Genomic DNA, 17,436 nt, shown 5'->3' on the forward strand with positions numbered 1-17,436 from the left:
GTGATACGCACATGATCGCTACCTGTTGCGGCGTGGATGTACGACGGGCTGACGCGTTGCCGCACGTGACGCCATTCAGCTTCGACCGGATGTGACCTGCCCCGTCGGGGATGACCGAAGTTGCACACACAAATAAACAAGAGAGATTCCGGGAAAATGCTTCGATATGCTTGCCTGTTTGCTCACGACCACCCGTCCACGCCCGAGACCCTGTGGGATATCGACAACGGCCAGATGGACGGCTGGGCCGAATGGTTCGAACAGATTCCGCACCTGTTCCTCTACCTGATCGGCGATGCAGCGCATCTGCCACGGATCGCACCGTGCGCGATATTTAGCGATGTTGAATCCCCCGCCTGCCTGATGGCGCCGATGGCCGAGGTGCGCGCGCGCTGGCATGCGCTGGACCGGCACATGCAGCCGCGGCTGCCGCAGCTGCCGGCCGATGCTCAGGCGCAATGGGCGCACATGCACACGACCGTCTCCACGACGACGCGCGAATGGCTGATCCTCGATTGCAGCCAGTGTTGCGACGCGGCCCTCGGCACGCCCGACATGAACGCGTTCCTGCAGCAGACGCGACAACGCTGCGCCGAATGGGGCCCGGCACCGGAGCCGGGCGCGGACGACCTGCCGCCCGCCCTTCTACCGTTGCTGAGCGACGCAACGGGGCAATGGGGATGGTGGAATCCGAACGTGATCGAGCGCATCTACGCGATCGACGCGCAGCCGCATGCGGAATGGCCGGACGATCTGCGGGAAAGCTACGAGCCGGCAAGGGACTGGCAACCGTGGATCGAGGAAGTGCAAGCGTACTACGTGCGGCGGATCGATCGGGCTGCCGGCGAATCGCCTTCGGGCGACGCCGATCGGCCACGCGCTCCGGCCGGGCTCGTCACGCCCTATGGCCGCTGGCTGGTGCACCCCGACGAAGGAGCGGAATGGATCGACATCGAGGCAGGCTATATCGTCATCAGGCAACACGGTGACTGGCATGCCGGCTCGCCGGGCGGCCTCAAGGATCTGAATGGCCGGTGGGTCGTGCCAGTTTCCGCCGGCTACGTCAATGTGTCTCCCCTCACGCGAACGCTGGCACTGGGGCGACGTGCGCCGCTGCCGGAAGGCACGAGCGGAATCGTCGAGTTGCTGCGTTGGCCCGGTGGCGAGTCGCTGTTCGAAAACTTGACCGGCGGAATGCTCCACGAAGATGGCAAGGTCCGCATCTTCCATGCCGACGATACGGTGTCCGCGCTCGATGCGACAACCGGCGAACCGCTGTTCGACACGCGTTACAAGAACGTGTTCGCGTTCCACCGGAAGCTGCGCCTCGCCGTGGTCGAGTGGTGTCGGCCCGGCGAGCCTTCGCCGGACAATCCGGGCATCCTGCAGGGTGTCGTGCACGAAAGCGGACGGCTGGTGATCCCCTGCGAATACGCACACGTCCATCACGCTTACAAGCAGCCGCCGAAGCTCCTGCACGGGCGCCAGTTGCTGGCGATTACCGCGGACGGGCGGCCCCATTTCTACAGTCCCGACGGCACGCTGCTGGCGGCGCCGGAGTGTGACATGAAGCCATGGATCTGGACGCCGATCGTGAAGGAAAATCAACTGTTGGCGTTCGACGGCGAAGGCATGGACGCACGCGTGATCTGGATAGCGTTGAGCGACTACAGCTTCATCGAGACCGGCGAAACCCGCGCCGATTGCGTGAACATGTTGACGGAAAGCCTGAAAGGCTGGCTCCCGAAGTAACGGCATTCGCGGATCGTGCGTCTGCACGGTACCGTCCGGTGCGTCATGCCTGACGAGCCGTGCGCGCGTGGGCGCAGGAAAAAACCTTCAATTTGTCGCCGTCGTGCCGTGATACTGGGCGACACGAAAACTACAAGAAGCAATGGACATTCACGACTACACGTTACTGAGCGCCATCCTGATGCGCCATGGTCAGCCCGAAGGACACGCGATCAACGCTTACGGTACGCCGGAAGACCGCGAGGACTTCATCTATTTCACGGTCTTTCCGGATCGGTTGCAGTTTGACCTGCAGCGAATCCTGACCGGTGTTGCGAGCCTGCGCTTTCGCTTCACGCTGTACGCACGAGAAGGGGCAGTCCGGATAGAACGTACCCTGCTCGACGCCGAGGGCGCCAACCGCCGCATTCGCGGCGCACTGGGCGATCACTACACGAAGGACAAGATCGGTGTGCCGTTCGACGATGTGTCGGACGACGAGCGTGAGTGGGTCGCGTCCGCGCTGCAGGCATTCCATGTCTATTTCATGAAACCCGCGACCTCGACTTGATCGCTCGACGACCATGACGATGACACGCCGCCTGTTCCACCGCGGCGTCGCGCTTCCCCTCTCGTTACTCCGAATCCGCCTGCGCGAACCCGAGCGTCAACCCGAACGCATCGAGGATCGTCGCCGCGGTGCGGGCCATGCGCTTCGCCATGGCCTCCGGCGTCTCGCGCATGGCGCCCTGGCGAAGCCAGTGCACCGCCGTCCAGACCAATCCCCCGCCGAGCACCGTCAGGCAATCCTGCTCTGCTTCCGTCCGGACGCCTTCATAAGGCGGAAGGAGACGGCCGGAAACGAAGGTCACCAGTTCATCGAAAAACGCCGATGTCGCCGCATCGTTGAACACGGTCAGATAGAAAGGCTGATGCGCATTCAGATGCTCGAGAATCAGCGCGGTTTCCACCTCCATTGACCTGAAGAAAGTGGCACTCGGCGGGTTCAGCCGTTTGCCTTGCTCCTCGACGAACGCAAAAGCGTCGTCGAGCCTCACCAGCGCTGCCCGCTGGGCGGCCGACTGAAGGTCGGGAAAGTGCTGATAGAACGTGGGACGCGCGACGCCCGCGCGTTGCACCAACTGAGCAATGCTGAGCGTGTTCAGCGGCGCGTCGTCGAGCAGTTCGGTCATGGCGCGAACGAGCGCGTCGTAACTCCGTTGAAAGCGAGGATCGGCGGTATTAGGGCTTACATCAGGTGACATAAAAAGCTCTGGACACGTGGTTTTGTCTATTTTACATTTGTTCAATAGATCGAGATGCGATGTGCTAACACACCTCTGAAAGGCTATTGAAATGAAGTCCTCATCCCTCGTCCCCCAGCCGCCCCTGAAACCCGTCATCGGTCATCTGATGGAGGTCCTCGGGCCGTCGCCCCTTGCCAAGATGATGGATCTCGCGCGCACTTACGGGCCGGTCTACTGGTTCGAGGTGTTCGGGCAAGGTTACTACGTTGTCAGCGGGCAAACACTGGTGAATGAGGTGTGCGATGAAAGCCGATTTCAGAAGTGTGTGCACCAGTCGCTGCTCGAACTGAGGCCCGCGATCGGCGACGGGTTATTTACGGCATTCGGTGACGAACCGAACTGGGCCAAGGCGCATCGTGTGCTGATGCAGGCGTTCGGCCCGCTCAGTATCTGGTCGATGTTCGACAAGATGGTCGACATCGCCGACCAGATGTTTCTCCATTGGGAGCGGTTCGGCCCGGAGACGCCGGTCGATGTATCCGATCACATGACTCGACTGACGCTCGATACGATTGCCCTGTGTGCGTTTGATTGTCGTTTCAACAGCTTCTACCGTGAAGATCAGCATCCGTTTGTCGATGCCATGGTCAACACCCTCAGCGAGGCCGGCAAGCGCGAGCTGCGGCCAAAGCTTGTGTCGAAGCTGATGGTCAATCGCAGTCGAAAGTTCGACGCGGACATCGCAGTCATGCGATCGCTTGCGACCAAAATGATCGAGGACCGGCGCAAGCACCCGCACGTCAACGAAGAGTCGATGGACCTGCTCGACCGCATGCTGAACGGCGTCGATCCGGTGACGGGAGAAAAACTCGATGACGAGAACATCGTCTTCCAGATGATTACCTTTCTCATCGCCGGACATGAAACGACCAGCGGGCTCCTGTCCTTTGCCACCTATTTCCTCCTCAAGAACCCGGACATCCTGCAAAAAGCACGGGACATGGTCGACGAGGTGGTGGGCAGCGAGACCCCGCGGATCGAACATCTCGCACGACTGCGTTACATCGAACACATCCTCATGGAGACGTTGAGAATCTGGCCGACCGCGCCGGCATTCGCCGTGTCGCCGCTCGCCGACACCACGTTCGGCGGGAAATATGCCGTTTCTCCCGACGACATCATCATGATCCTGACGCCCATGTTGCATCGGGATGTGAGCGTCTGGGGCGAGGACGTCGAGGCGTTCCGTCCGGAGCGATTTGCCCCGGAGAATGCGGAGCAACTCCCGCCCAATGCATGGAAGCCCTTCGGCAATGGGGCACGTGCCTGTATCGGCCGCCCGTTTGCGATGCAGGAAGCGCATCTCGTTCTGATCATGCTCCTTCAGCGATTCGATTTCTCTTTCGCCGATCCGGACTACGAGCTGGATGTCGCCGAAACGCTTACGCTGAAGCCGACCGGTTTCCGGATCAACGTGAAACCGCGGGCCCGAGGTGCGCTCAAAGTGCCCGATACGGCCGTTCGCGCCCGCCCGAGCGCGCAAGGCCCGAGCGTCGCCCCGGTTCAGTCGGCCCCTTCCAGCGAAGAGGTGTCGACCATGCTCGTGCTCTTCGGGGGAAACACGGGCTCCGCCGAATCCTTTGCAAGACGCATTGCAGGAGACGCGAGTCGGCACGGATTTCACGCGACGTGCGCGCCCCTCGACGATTTCGCGGGAAAACTCGACGGATATCCGGCCATCGTGATCGTCACCGCTTCCTACGAAGGACAGCCGCCGGACAACGCCCGATCATTCGTCCCGTATGTCGAAGCACTCGGCGAAGGCGCGCTGGACGGTGTCCATTTTTCGGTTCTGGGGTGCGGCAACAAGCAATGGGCCCGGACCTACCAGGCGATTCCCAAGCGAGTCGACGAAGCGCTCGAGAAGGCCGGTGCCACGAGAGTGCACGTCAGGGGCGAACTCGATTCCGGTGGCGACTTCTTCGGTGAATTCGACAATTGGTACACCGAAATGTGGGACCGATTTGCGATCAGCGCCGGGAAGGAAGTCTCGACCGTGCAACAGGGCGATACCGCGCTGAAGGTCAGTTTCGCCGAGAATACCCGTGAAAAATTGCTGAACTTCGGCGACATGGCGCATGCGTCCATCGTCGACAACAGGGAACTGGTCGATATCAGCGTGGCCGGCAGCCGCTCCAAAAAGCATATCGAACTGAAACTGCCGGACGCGATGACGTATCAATCGGGAGATTACCTGGCCGTTCTGCCGCGCAACTCGAAAAACAACGTCGATCGCGTCTTGCGCCGGTTTCGCGTGAGCTGGGACACGCCGGTGGTGATTGAAGGCACGTCAAGTAATCCGCGCCTTCCGCTCGGCCAGCCCATCAGTTGTGGTGACCTGTTCTCGAGCTATGTCGAACTCGCCGTTCCTGCCACCCGATCACAAGTATCGACCCTGGCCGCCGCCACGCGTTGCCCTCCCGAGAAGGTCGAGCTCGAGCGCCTGAGCGCCGACGATTTCGAAGGCGAGATCCTCGGAAAACGGACCACCGTCATGGATCTGCTCGAACGCTTCGGATCCGTCGACCTGCCGCTCGAAAAATTCCTCGATATGCTGCCCGCGCTGAAAGCACGCCAGTATTCGATCTCGTCTTCCCCGCTTTGGAAAGCCGACCATGTCACGCTGACGGTAGCCGTGGTCGATGCACCGGCGCTCTCCGGCCATGGTCGCCATGAAGGGGTGGCGTCGTCGTATCTCGCGCGGCTCAACACCGGGGACAACCTGTCCGTTGCAGTCAGGCCATCGAATGCACACTTTCGGCCACCCGCCGAGACCGGCCTTCCGATGATCCTGATCTGTGCCGGTTCCGGTATCGCCCCCTTCCGCGGCTTTCTGCAAGAGCGCGCACTGCAGAAGCAGCAGGGGGAAAACATCGGCAAGTCGTTGCTCTTCTTCGGCATCGATGACCCCGACGTCGACTTTCTCTATCGCGACGAACTCGACGAATGGGCACGATGCGGTGTGGTCGAAGTGATGCCGGCTTACTCGAACCGCCCGGAGGAAGGTGCCCGGTTCGTTCAGGACAAAGTCTGGCTGGAGCGCGAGAAGATCGCCGCCCTGTTTGCGCAAGGCGCCACCGTCTTCGTCTGCGGGGATGGAAAGAACATGGCGCCTGCCGTACGCGCCACGCTCGCTCGCATTTATCAGGAGGCGACGGGAGCGAACGACGAAAGCGCCAACGCGTGGATCGACACGATGGAGCGGGAGCATGGCAGGTATGTCGCCGACGTGTTTGCATGACGGTGACGGGATCCTGTCGCGTCCAGTTGCTGCAGACAGCTGACCTGCCCCGCCACCGCTTTCAGGAACGGATGCGACACGTGCTTCGATCCCGGCCTGCGCCCTGTTTTCCTTGCGTCCGTCACCCCGATTCCGGTCGAGTTCCGACCGGAACCAGGGGTTGATCACACGCCGCTCAACCGCTTCGAATCGCCCCACGTCTTTCAATGACGGCACGGTTCGGAAAGCGACGGGTTAACCACGATCGACCGTCGATGAACACCATGCTAATTTCATCGTCCACATGACTTGGTCATTTGATCAACATCGAAATGGACATGCCGTCCCACTGTAAACCACGCGAATCGCTCCATGCATACCGCCTCCGGATATGCATGACCGATCCCCCCGAGGTCGTGGCGGAGTGGACGACGCCGATCACCCCATGATGTCCTTCAGTGTTTCCGAGCGCGATCGCTTCAAACCCATAATTTCGCATTCCAGAATTTATTGAAGACAGTCGAAATCGCGCCAAGACACCCGACACTCACTCATTCGATTCCATGACTAGCGAACTCACTCTCTCCCGTCGCGACGTGGAGTTCATTCTTTTCGACTGGCTGCAGGTCGAATCGCTTACGCGCCGGCAACGATTTGCCGGGCAGGACCGCTTCGACTACACCTCCGTGCTGGATGTGTACGAATCGCTTGCCACGGATCTCTTCAAACCGCATAACAAGAAGAACGACAGCAACGAACCCGCATTCGACGGAGAACGCGTCACCATCAACCCGGAAGTGGGTGTCGCATTGCGTGCATTTGCGGCCGCCGGCCTGATCAGCGCGTCGTTCCCCAACGAGTGGAACGGCATGAGCCTGCCCAGCACCGTGGAACGGGCCGGCATGGCGTATTTGCTGGCAGCCAATCCGGGAACCGCGGGCTACGCGTTTCTCACGATCGCCAACGCCAATTTGCTGATGGCCCACGGCGAGCGCGACCGGGTCGAGCACTACGTCAAGGCCATGGCGGAAGGGCGATGTTTTGGCACGATGTGCCTGTCGGAGCCGCAAGCCGGGTCAAGTCTTGCCGATATCCGCACGCGCGCGGTTCCAAGCCGGGACGGCCGCTACCGCCTGTTCGGCAACAAGATGTGGATCTCCGGTGGCGATCACGAGATTGCCGAGAACATCGTCCACCTGGTACTGGCAAAGATTCCCGATGAAAACGGCCAGCTTCCTCCGGGCGTTCAAGGGATATCGCTCTTCACCGTCCCGCGCAAGTTGATCAATGCCGACGGGCTGCCGGGCGAGCGAAACGATGTCGTCCTCGCCGGCATCAATCACAAGATGGGGTACCGCGGCACCGTCAATTGCCTGCTGAACTTTGGTGAGGGTCGCTACCGCCCGGAAGGCGAAGCGGGCGCCATCGGGGAGATCGTCGGCGAGCCTGGCAAAGGCCTGGCCTATATGTTCCACATGATGAACGAGGCGCGTATCTCGGTCGGCCTCGGCGCCGCCGCGATCGGCTATACCGGCTACCTTCACTCGCTGGATTATGCGAAGACGCGCCTGCAGGGCCGGACACGCGGTGACCGGTCGCCCGCCTCGGGACAGGCCCCCATCATCCGTCATGCCGATGTCCGGCGCATGCTGCTCGCGCAAAAGGCCTACGTGTCGGGTGCACTCGCGTTGTGCCTGTATGCGGCTCGACTGAGCGACGATATCCATTCGCAGGAAGACGCCGGCGCCCGCGAAGACGCGCATGGCCTGCTCGACCTGCTCACGCCCGTCGTCAAGAGCTGGTCGTCCCAATGGGGCCTCGTCGCCAACGATCTCGCCATTCAGGTGCATGGCGGCTACGGCTACACGCGCGAATACAACGTCGAGCAGTTCTATCGCGACAATCGGCTCAACCCGATACACGAAGGCACATTCGGTATCCAGGCGCTCGACCTGCTGGGTCGAAAGACGCGTGCAAACGGCGGTGCCGCGATGAATACGCTCGACCGGAAAATCGCCGCGACGGTATTCAAGGCACGGTCGATCCGTTCGCTCCATGGCCATGCCGACACGCTCGAATGCGCGTGGGAGCGCATCCGACTCGTCACCCACGCGCTGCACCGGCTCGACGACCCGGAGCTCCAGCTGGCGAATGCGGCGGCCTACCTCGAAGCATTTGGCCATGTCGTCGTCGGCTGGCTTTGGCTCGATCAGGCGCTCGTGGCCAACACGCTCGAGAGCGGCCCCACCGGGAGCGACTTCCATCGCGGCAAGCTCGCCGCGTGCGACTACTTCTTCGGGTGGGAAATGCCCAAGGTGGCCGCGTGGCTGGCGGTACTCTATCCCGTGGAAACCACGCCCCTGACGATGCCGGAGCATTGGTTCTGACCCGTGCGCGCAACCTCCATTTCGTTGCTTCCGTTTAATTCATGAGGATGTCATATGATTGATGCCGTCATCGTTTCCACCGCGCGCACGCCGATCGGCAAGGCCTATCGCGGCGCATTCAACCTCACGCACTCGCCCACCCTGCTCGGTCACGCCATCCGGCATGCCGTGCTGCGCGCCGGGATCGAACCGGATCGCATCGAGGACGCCGTCATCGGTTCGGTGCTCAACGCGGGAACCGCCGGCAACAATGTCGCCCGCCAAGGTGTGCTGGCGGCCGGGCTGCCTGCTTCGGTCGGCGCGCAAACGCTTGACCGGCAATGTGCGTCGGGCCTGATGGCGATCGCCACGGCCGCCAAACAGATCATGTGCGACGGGATGCAGGTGGTGGTCGCCGGCGGCCAGGAAAACATCTCGGCGGTACAGACGCGCTACTTCGAGTGGACGCGCGCCGACCAGGATCCCAACGTGCTGGCCGTGCAGCCCGCCGCCTACATGCCGATGCTCGAGACCGCCGAGTTCGTTTCCCGCAAATACGGGATCGCGCGGGACGTGCAGGATCAGTACGCGCTCGATTCCCAGCTGCGCACTGCCGCCGCACAAAAGGAAGGCCGCTTCTCGGACGAAATCGTCCCGATCACGACACAGATGCTGGTCGTCGACAAAGCGACCGGCGAAACGTGGCGGAGGGAGGTCACGCTCACGCAGGATGAGGGGAATCGTCCCGGCACGACGCTCGAATCGCTTGCCGGGCTCGCACCGGTGGTTGACGGTGGCGTGGTGACCGCCGGGAACGCAAGCCAGCTGTCGGACGGTGCAAGCGCCTGCGTCCTGATGAACGGCAAGACCGCCGAACAGATCGGCGCGACGCCCCTCGGCATCTATCGCGGCATGACCGTCGTCGGCAATGCGCCCGAGGAAATGGGCATCGGCCCCATCTATGCGATCCCCAAGCTCCTGAAGCTTCACGGCCTGACGGTCGACGACATCGGACTGTGGGAGCTCAACGAGGCATTTGCCTGCCAGGTGCTGTACTGTCGCGACAAGCTGGGAATCGATCCGGCCCGATACAACGTCAACGGCGGCAGCATTTCGATCGGCCATCCGTACGGGATGACGGGCGCCCGCCTGGTCGGACACGCACTGATCGAAGGCAAACGACGCGGCGCGCGCTACGTCGTCGTAGCGATGTGCGTGGGGGGCGGCATGGGTGCGGCCGGCTTGTTCGAAGTCGTCTGACGGAACGCGCCTTTGCCCGCGGCACGAATGGGCGGCAGCCCCGCTCATGCGGGCCTTGCAGACCTATACGGGGATGCGTGAGCGGACCTTGTGTCGCAAGCGCGCCTGATGCGCCATCGCACCAGGCGCCGACGCGCGCCGGGCTTTTTCTGAAATGCCATTCGCGTGCCGGTTAAGAGACGGGTGATGCCGACCGCTCAATCTGCCGGCATCACCTCGGTCGATCACGTCAATGGTTCGACACCCGCAACTCGCGCCGAAGGATCTTCCCGACGTTGCTCTTTGGCAGGCTGTCGCGAAACTCGATGCTTTTCGGGCGCTTGTAACCGGTCAGCTGGCCTTTACAGAACGCCATCAGGTCTTCGAACGTCAGCGCCGGATCCTTCCTGACCACGAACAGCTTGACGGCCTCTCCGGAATGCTCGTCGGGTACGCCGATCGCCGCGACCTCGAATACACCAGGGTGGTTGGCGACGACGTCTTCGATCTCGTTCGGGTAGACGTTGAAACCGGACACGAGAATCATGTCCTTCTTGCGGTCGACGATTCGCACGAAGCCCGCCTCGGAGATCGACGCAATGTCACCCGACCTGAAGAAGCCGTCCGCGGTCATCACCTTCGCGGTCTCGTCCGGCCGCTGCCAGTAACCCGCCATCACCTGCGGACCACGAATGCACAGCTCTCCGGCTGCGCCGGGCGGCAATTCGTTGCCGTCGTCGTCCCGGATCGACACTTCCGTGGAGGGCAACGGCAGGCCGATGGTGCCGTTGAACTCACTCCCGGTCACGGGATTGACCGCGACGCAAGGTGATGTCTCGGACAGCCCGTATCCGTCGATGATCGGCGCGCCGGTCATCTCCTTCCAGCGCCTGGCGACGGCTTCCTGCGTGGCCATCCCGCCACCGCTGGCCAGCAGCAGATTGGAGAAATCGAGGCGCGAGAAGCCGGGATGATGGAGCATCGCGTTGAAGAGCGTGTTGACGCCCGGAAAATTCGTGACCTTGTATCCGGCGAGCGACTCGATCATCCCGCCGATGTCCCGCGGATTCGGCACCAGTACGGAAAGCGCACCCATGTGAATCGTCAACAGGCAGCAAACATTGAGTGCAAAGATGTGATAGAGCGGAAGTGCCGCCACCGTGATGAACTGCGTCACGTCAGGGCGCAAATCGCGCGCCGGGTTGAACCAGACGTCCGACTGCAATACATTCGCGACGATGTTCCGATGCAACAGCGTCGCGCCTTTCGACACGCCGGTTGTCCCGCCCGTATATTGGAGAAAAGCGACGTCGTCCGGCGACTGGGAAGCCGGTACGAATGTGCCCCGACGTCCCTCCTCGATCGCGTCGTCAAATGCCGCATACGGGCTCGGCTTCCGTTCCGCGCCGGACGCGTTGCCCTGCGCGGCTACCAGAACATGCTTCACCTGCGTGTGCGCAAGGATTGCATCCAGCGTTGCCGTGCAGCCGTCGAGAATGACGATCGCCTCCGCGCCGCTGTCATTCAGCTGGTGTTGCAGCTCGCGGGGCGTATAGAGCGGGTTGACGTTGACGACGACGTAGCCGGCGCGCAGGACTGCACAAATCGAGATCGGGTACTGCAACACGTTCGGCATCATGATGGCGACCCGCGCACCCCGCTCGAGGCCGCGTGACTGCAGCCACGCGGCCAGTGCTCGGGACATCACGTCGAGCTCACCATAGGTGATCTGCTTTCCATCGCACGCAAACGCCGGATTCGCGTGAAACCGGCTGAAGCTTTGTTCGATCAATGCACTGATGTTTCGATACGCGCTGGAATCAAGCTCTGCCGGAACCCCCGGCGGATAGGCATCAAGCCAGATCTTTTCCATACCCAATCTCCTCTGTCCCATTTGAATAAGTGCGCGACGCCCATCCCCTCATCACGCGCGTGAACAAGCCGGGGCACCTCGAATCACGCGAGGCGCATCGCGCGTCGCAACGATAGGGCTGCGTGGTCGACCGACAGTCAGCGGCGCCGTGGACCACGTCGTCGGCAGACAGTTGACGGGCGACGGCCACCATCCTGTTTGTTTCACCGCCATCGCCCCCTGCTTGGCAGGCAAATTCTTGCCCCCCGAAACGCGACTTCCGAGTCAGGGGGCCACACCCAAACTGGTCAATTGATATGGTCATTTGACCATACAGGGAAACTTGCGGCAACTTGGTAGTTGCACGAGGCTGCGACGCGGGATTTGTCGATGCCATACGTGCGGCTACGGCCCTGGATTCCGTATGCAGTGCCATTGATCGAATCGACCGACGGGTTCCCTGCGCCCGCCGCGAACAGACCGGCGTTGTTCGCTTGCGAGCAGGCAGCACCCCGCTTCAGGCCTTCAAACTGATACGTCACGCCGGCGCTATATGCGCGGTTGTTCGCAAGGTTCGTACTATTCGAGAGCGAGTACGTGCCACCGAATTGCGGGCCGCAGCGTCTTGTTCATTCGTGACGCTCCATTCAAAAAAAGGAGGCAGGTCTCGCGACCTCGTTCATCAACAGCCGGCAAACACCGGGAGGACCTTGTCCTGTTGGTCACACCCGGGTTTCCAATGCGCCCGCATTGACGGGCGCAAAACGGCTGGGCGACCCGTTTCAACATTTCCCGGGCGCATCGACGGCTCCGGAACCGAAGAGCTTCCGGCTCCAGCCGGACAGCCTGTCGCTGAACAGCAGTTCATACAGCACCGGCACCATGCCGAGCGTAATCAACGTCCCGAGCAGCAGCCCGCCCATGATGGTGACGGCCATGCCGGTCCACAGCGTGCCGGCGAACAGCAGCAGCGGAACCAGGCCGGCGATGCAGGTCAGCTTGGTCATCACGATCGGCCGCAGGCGCGCCACGGCCGCCGCGACGACCGCTTCGCGGCGCGACTTGCCGGCCGCCAGCTCGACCTCGATACGCTCCAGCAGCAGCACCGCGTTGTTGACAATGATCCCGGCCAGCGACAGCAGGCCGAAGTTCGCCATGAAGCCCAACGGTTCGCGGGCGATGATCAGTGCGGGCCCGACGCCGATCATCGCGAACGGAATGATCCCGACGATCAGCAGCAGCTTGCGGAACGAGCCGAACTGCCAGATGAACAGCACCAGCATCGCAACCACCGCGTGCGGCAGATACTCGCCGAGCGCCACGTTGGCCTCGGTGGACTCCTCGATTTCGGCGCCCAGCTCGATCCGGTACCCCGGCGGCAACGCGATCCGGCCGACGGCCGGCGCGAGCTGATCGACCGCCTGCTGCGCGGTGCCGTGGGTATTGCGGCCCTTCACGGTGAGCGTGCGCATCAGGTCGCGGCGTCGAATCGTCGACGGCTCGGTATTCAACGTGACCGTCGCAACCGCGGACAGCGGAACCGGCGCGCCGCCCGCAGCCGGATGGATCAGCGTATTGGCGAGATCTTCCGGCCGCGCGCGCTCGGCTTGCGCGCCGCGCACGACCAACGGCACCAGCGTATCGCCGTCTCGCAACACCGACACGTTGACGCCGGTATACCGCGTGGCCAGCGCCGTCGAGATGTCCTCGCTGCTGACGCCCAGGCGCCGTGCCTTGTTCTGGTCGATCTCGACGTCGACACGCGGCACGCGCGGCCCCCAGTCGTCGTGAATCTGCACGATGCCCGGCTGGGTATGCAACGCTGCCTGGATCTTGCGGCCGATCTCGCGCAGCACGGCTTCGTCGGGACCGGACACGCGATACGCCACCGTGCCGGCGTCGTGGGCGCTGCGCGAGAAGCGTTTCGCATCGGTTCGCACTTCGGGATGGTGTTGCGTCATCCACGCCTGGGTTCGTGCGATCACGGCGTCGAGATCCTGCGGCTTCGCGACGCTGACCGTGACGTAGCCGATATGCGACGCAGGCAGCGGCGGATTGAGCACCAGGACGACACGCGGGCCGCCGTCGGCGACATAGCCGATGCTGGTCGTCACCTCGGGATTGCGCTTGCGATCGTCGAGCCAACGGCTCAGGTCGCGAACCACGTCGCGCGTGAGCCGCGCATCGCTCCCCGGCTGCAGCTCGAGTTCGACCTGGAACTGCGGCCGGTCGGAAGCGGGCAGGAACCCGGCCGGACGCGTGGCCAGGATCGCGAGCGCGCCGACCAGCAAGGCAGTCATCACGACCAGGAACCGCCCCTTGTGGTCGAGCACGCGGCGAATCAGGCGGGCATAGGCACCGTAGAAGCGGCTTTGCTTGACCGTCGCGTCGGCATCGTGCTCGTGCGCATCGCCTTCGCCGTGATGGCCGGATTTCAGGAAGAAATAGCAAAGCAGCGGCGTCACCGTCAGACAGAGCAGCCACGACCCGAGCAGCGACAGCGTGAGCACGACCACGAGCGGGCGCAGGTATTCGTTGGTGGCGGTGTCGCCGAAGAAGAACGGCGAGAACGCGAAGATGATGACCAGCGATGACGTCAGCAACGGGATCGCCAGCGTACGGCCTGCTTCGATGCACGCGTGACGGCGCTCCTCGCCCGCGGCGAGGCGGCGTTCGACGTCCTCCGCGATCACGATGCCGTTGTCGACCAGCAAGCCCAGCGCGATGATGATCGCGGCCATCGACACGATGTGCAGCTCGATGCCCAGCGAGCGCATCACGAGCAGCGTGGCCAGGATGGTCAGGGGCACGATGCCGCCCACCACGACGCCGGCGCGCCAGCCGAGGAACAGCACGACGACGATCATCACGATCACGATCGTCTCGATCATCACCTGGTTCATGCGGCCCATTTCCCGCTCGACCACGTCCGCCTGGAAGGTCACGTAGTCGAGCGAAAAACCGGCGGGCAACTGCTGCTTCAATTCGTCCAGACGCGCGCGCAGCGCCTGGCCGACCGCCTTCACGTTCTGGCCTTTGCGCATCGAGATGCCGAGGACGACCGCGTCTTCGCCGCGGAAGATCGCCGCAGACTCGGGCGGATCGACGGGCCGAACCTGCACCTGGGCGATGTCGCCCAGACGCACGGTGCCCTGCGCGGCTTCCGCGCGCGCGCCGGCCGGCGGCACGGTGAGCGTGAAATCCTGCAGCGCCTGCAGCGAGCGGATTTCGCCGGAGCTGACGACCGCGCTGTTCAGGCCCGACAGCACGAGCCGGCCGCCGGACTGCACGACGTTCTGCTTCTGCAGCTGTTGCATGACCGACGCGGCGGACAAATGCAGCCCCGCCATTCTGGCGCGGTCGAATTCGATATAGACGCGCTCCTCCTGCAGGCCATGAAAGCTGACGCCCTGCACGCCGGGCACGCGGTACAGCCCTTCGCGCAGCAGCTTCAGCGGTTCGCGCATCTCGCTCATCGAAAACCCCGGCGCGGTCACCGCGATGGACGCGATCGCCACGCGACCGAAGTCGTCGTCGATCTGCGGAGGCAGCGTGCCGGCCGGGAACAGCGGCACCGCTTCGTCGACCTTGGCGCGCATGCGCTGCAACACCGGCATCAGTGCATGCACGTCTTCCCGGAACGAAACCTGGAGGATCACGCTGCCGTCACGCACGGTGCTCGTGACGTGCTTCAGTTCGTTCAATTGGCGCAGGCGCTCCTCCACCGGCCGGGCGACGAGCTGCTCCATCCGCTCGGCCGGCATGCCGGGGTTCGCGACGAACACCAGCGCATCGCGAACGGTCGTGGAAGGCTCTTCCTGGGACGGGAACGTGAGGAAAGTGAACGCGCCGGTCACGAGAATCAGCAGCGCGACAAAGAAGGTGAGCCGGCTGGAATTGAGTGCGGCCTGGGTCAGCTTCACGAGCGCGCTCCCTGCAGAAGGGTCTGCGCCCGATACGTGACGACGGACTGGCCCTCGTTCAGGACGGCGGTCCCCGCGACCACGACCTGCTCGCCGGCGCGCAGGCCTTGCGTCACGGCGACCCGCCCATCCGGCAGCAGTTGCCCGCCCGTGCGGATCGCGCGGCGCTTCAGCGTCTGGCTGGCGCCGTCGATGACGAAGACGCTGCCTCGGCCGGCTTCCGTGCCGGCCATGACGGCCGTCGCCGGCAGCGTGATGTCATGCGCTTCACCGCGCGGCAGCGCCACGGACAGCACGCCGCCACTGCGCAGCCCGGAAGGGGTGCCCTGGACCCGGAAGATGGCTTGCACCAGCGAACCGTTGTCGCTCCGGCCGGACAGCCGTTCCATGGTCAGCGTCACGCGATCCGTGCCGCTGACCGCGTGGGCTTCGGCGCCGGGTGCAAGCGTCGCGGCGATCGTGTCCGGCAGCATCACGACGGCTTCCAGCGCGCGGCCGGCCTCCATCTGCAGCACGCTCTGGCCTGCGGCGACATCCACGAACGGCTGGACCTGACGCGCCACGATTTCGCCGTCGAACGGGGCCGTGATGCGCGTGAACGCGAGGTCGCGCCGGGCGCTCGCCACCGCGGCCTCCGCGACACCCAGCTGGCTCGCGGCCTGCTGATGCGATGCCTGTGCGGCCTGCAACGCGGGCGCGGAAATGATTCCGTCGCGGGCGAGTTCCTCCTGCTGACGCAGGTGGGTACGACGCTCGGCCAGGGTCGCGGCGGCGGCCGCACGATCGGCCGTCGCCCTGTCGAGCCGCCAGCGTGCCGGCGACTCGTCCAGGCGTGCGAGCACCTGCCCGGCCCGGACGCGATCGCCCACGTCGACCAGCATCGCGACGACGCGACCCGACGACTCGAAGCCGAGGTCGGTGCGCTGGCGCGCGCGCAGCGTCGCGACGAAGGTGTCGGCGTGCGCCTGGCCGGCACCGCCGGCCACTTCGACCTTGACGGGCCGCGGTACGTCGGCAACCGGCGCGGCGGAGGGCTGACATGCCGACAGCAGCGTTGCCGAGACGAGCGCGCAGAGTACCAGCCTGCCCGCTTGAGGCATGGAACGGGAATGCATCGTAAAACCTTCGAAATGAATGAGGGAGCTCAGGGAAGCTTGCGAATCGCGCTTTCCAGCGTGTCGCGCAACACTTGGCGCTGCTCCGGCGTAAACCGGTGCAGGTTGAGCACTTCGAGCAGGGCGATGCCGTCGAGGGCGACGACCAGCGCGAGCACCTGCCCCGCATCGGGGCCGCTTTGGGCAACCCGTGCATAGCTGCGCGAGTAGAAATCCCGCACGGGACCGGCCAGATGCGGATACGACGACGTGGCGGCCAGCAGGTTGGCCAGCAGCAGGCGGCGGTCTTCCGGCATGTCGAAGGTCAGCTTCGACAGCTCGGCCATCGACGACTTCAACGGCTTCGCGGCATCGTCCGCCTCACGCGTGTCACGTGCCTCCTGCGCCCGCAGGTCCAGCATGTCCAGTTCGCCGACCACCCGCTCGATCAGCGCAGCCAGCAAGTCGTCGCGCGTTTTGAAATGGTAGACAAGGCCTGCTTTCGTGACCTTCGCGGCAGCGGCCACGGCTTCAATGGTCAGGTTCTGGATACCCTGGCTGGCCACGAGCTCGGCCGCGGCATCGAGAAGACGGTCGCGCGAACTGCTGCGGCCGGCTCGTCGCTCGGAAGTCGACATGGTGCATCTCCTTGGGATTGAAACTAAACTATACGTACAGTATAGTTTCACGAACTCCATGTCAAG

Annotated in this window: 10 protein-coding genes and 1 pseudogene; 5 read left to right on the top strand and 6 right to left on the bottom strand. The window is 63.5% G+C overall.

Annotated features, from left to right (window positions below):
• The first annotated feature begins 156 nt into the window (after positions 1 to 156).
• A complete protein-coding gene (locus G3N98_RS04845) occupies positions 157 to 1,752 on the top strand; it encodes a hypothetical protein (protein WP_206147429.1) in 1,596 nt (531 codons plus the stop codon).
• Between the two features lie 142 nt (positions 1,753 to 1,894).
• Positions 1,895 to 2,302: a hypothetical protein gene (locus G3N98_RS04850; RefSeq protein WP_089429459.1), complete on the top strand. Its 408-nt coding sequence runs from the start codon at positions 1,895 to 1,897 to the stop codon at positions 2,300 to 2,302.
• Between the two features lie 64 nt (positions 2,303 to 2,366).
• Here G3N98_RS04850 and G3N98_RS04855 read toward each other — a convergent pair whose 3' ends face one another.
• On the bottom strand, positions 2,367 to 2,924 hold the full coding sequence (locus G3N98_RS04855; RefSeq protein WP_241025743.1) for a TetR/AcrR family transcriptional regulator: 558 nt from the start codon (positions 2,922 to 2,924) through the stop codon (positions 2,367 to 2,369).
• Between the two features lie 163 nt (positions 2,925 to 3,087).
• Here G3N98_RS04855 and G3N98_RS04860 point away from each other — a divergent pair, with 163 nt between their 5' ends.
• The 3 genes from G3N98_RS04860 to G3N98_RS04870 all read left to right on the top strand — a co-directional run bounded on the left by G3N98_RS04860 (position 3,088) and on the right by G3N98_RS04870 (position 9,884).
• Entirely contained in the window at positions 3,088 to 6,279 is a 3,192-nt protein-coding gene (locus G3N98_RS04860) for a cytochrome P450 (protein ID WP_206147431.1), read from the top strand.
• A 542-nt stretch (positions 6,280 to 6,821) separates the two neighbouring features.
• Positions 6,822 to 8,645, top strand: a complete 1,824-nt coding sequence (locus G3N98_RS04865; protein ID WP_206147432.1) for an acyl-CoA dehydrogenase — start codon at positions 6,822 to 6,824, stop codon at positions 8,643 to 8,645.
• Positions 8,646 to 8,699: 54 nt separating this feature from the next.
• A complete protein-coding gene (locus tag G3N98_RS04870; RefSeq protein WP_206147433.1) occupies positions 8,700 to 9,884 on the top strand; it encodes an acetyl-CoA C-acyltransferase in 1,185 nt (394 codons plus the stop codon).
• A gap of 229 nt (positions 9,885 to 10,113) precedes the next feature.
• Here the strand turns inward: G3N98_RS04870 and G3N98_RS04875 are convergent, their stop codons facing one another.
• The 5 genes and pseudogenes from G3N98_RS04875 to G3N98_RS04890 form a co-directional block, all read right to left on the bottom strand.
• Positions 10,114 to 11,736: a long-chain-fatty-acid--CoA ligase gene (locus G3N98_RS04875; protein WP_206147434.1), complete on the bottom strand. Its 1,623-nt coding sequence runs from the start codon at positions 11,734 to 11,736 to the stop codon at positions 10,114 to 10,116.
• 371 nt (positions 11,737 to 12,107) lie between these two features.
• A pseudogene (locus G3N98_RS39665) lies at positions 12,108 to 12,332 on the bottom strand (porin); the annotation flags it as partial.
• 165 nt (positions 12,333 to 12,497) lie between these two features.
• The gene (locus G3N98_RS04880; RefSeq protein WP_206147435.1) at positions 12,498 to 15,638 is read right to left on the bottom strand and encodes an efflux RND transporter permease subunit; all 3,141 of its coding nucleotides are present in this window, start codon (positions 15,636 to 15,638) and stop codon (positions 12,498 to 12,500) included.
• The gene (locus G3N98_RS04885; protein ID WP_206147436.1) at positions 15,635 to 16,753 is read right to left on the bottom strand and encodes an efflux RND transporter periplasmic adaptor subunit; all 1,119 of its coding nucleotides are present in this window, start codon (positions 16,751 to 16,753) and stop codon (positions 15,635 to 15,637) included. Before G3N98_RS04885 ends, G3N98_RS04880 begins: the two co-directional genes overlap by 4 nt.
• A 29-nt stretch (positions 16,754 to 16,782) precedes the next feature.
• A complete protein-coding gene (locus G3N98_RS04890) occupies positions 16,783 to 17,370 on the bottom strand; it encodes a TetR/AcrR family transcriptional regulator (protein WP_206147437.1) in 588 nt (195 codons plus the stop codon).
• Positions 17,371 to 17,436 lie beyond the last annotated feature (66 nt).

Source organism: Burkholderia sp. Tr-20390, assembly GCF_017104595.1.
Taxonomy (GTDB): domain Bacteria; phylum Pseudomonadota; class Gammaproteobacteria; order Burkholderiales; family Burkholderiaceae; genus Burkholderia.

Coding starts and splice junctions, on each gene's coding strand:
- G3N98_RS04865 (WP_206147432.1), top strand. CDS start 6,822: ATGACTAGCGAACTCACTCTCTCCCGTCGCGACGTGGAGTTCATTCTT.
- G3N98_RS04860 (WP_206147431.1), top strand. CDS start 3,088: ATGAAGTCCTCATCCCTCGTCCCCCAGCCGCCCCTGAAACCCGTCATC.
- G3N98_RS04855 (WP_241025743.1), bottom strand. CDS start 2,924: ATGACCGAACTGCTCGACGACGCGCCGCTGAACACGCTCAGCATTGCT.
- G3N98_RS04870 (WP_206147433.1), top strand. CDS start 8,700: ATGATTGATGCCGTCATCGTTTCCACCGCGCGCACGCCGATCGGCAAG.
- G3N98_RS04845 (WP_206147429.1), top strand. CDS start 157: ATGCTTCGATATGCTTGCCTGTTTGCTCACGACCACCCGTCCACGCCC.
- G3N98_RS04890 (WP_206147437.1), bottom strand. CDS start 17,370: ATGTCGACTTCCGAGCGACGAGCCGGCCGCAGCAGTTCGCGCGACCGT.
- G3N98_RS04885 (WP_206147436.1), bottom strand. CDS start 16,753: ATGCATTCCCGTTCCATGCCTCAAGCGGGCAGGCTGGTACTCTGCGCG.
- G3N98_RS04875 (WP_206147434.1), bottom strand. CDS start 11,736: ATGGAAAAGATCTGGCTTGATGCCTATCCGCCGGGGGTTCCGGCAGAG.
- G3N98_RS04850 (WP_089429459.1), top strand. CDS start 1,895: ATGGACATTCACGACTACACGTTACTGAGCGCCATCCTGATGCGCCAT.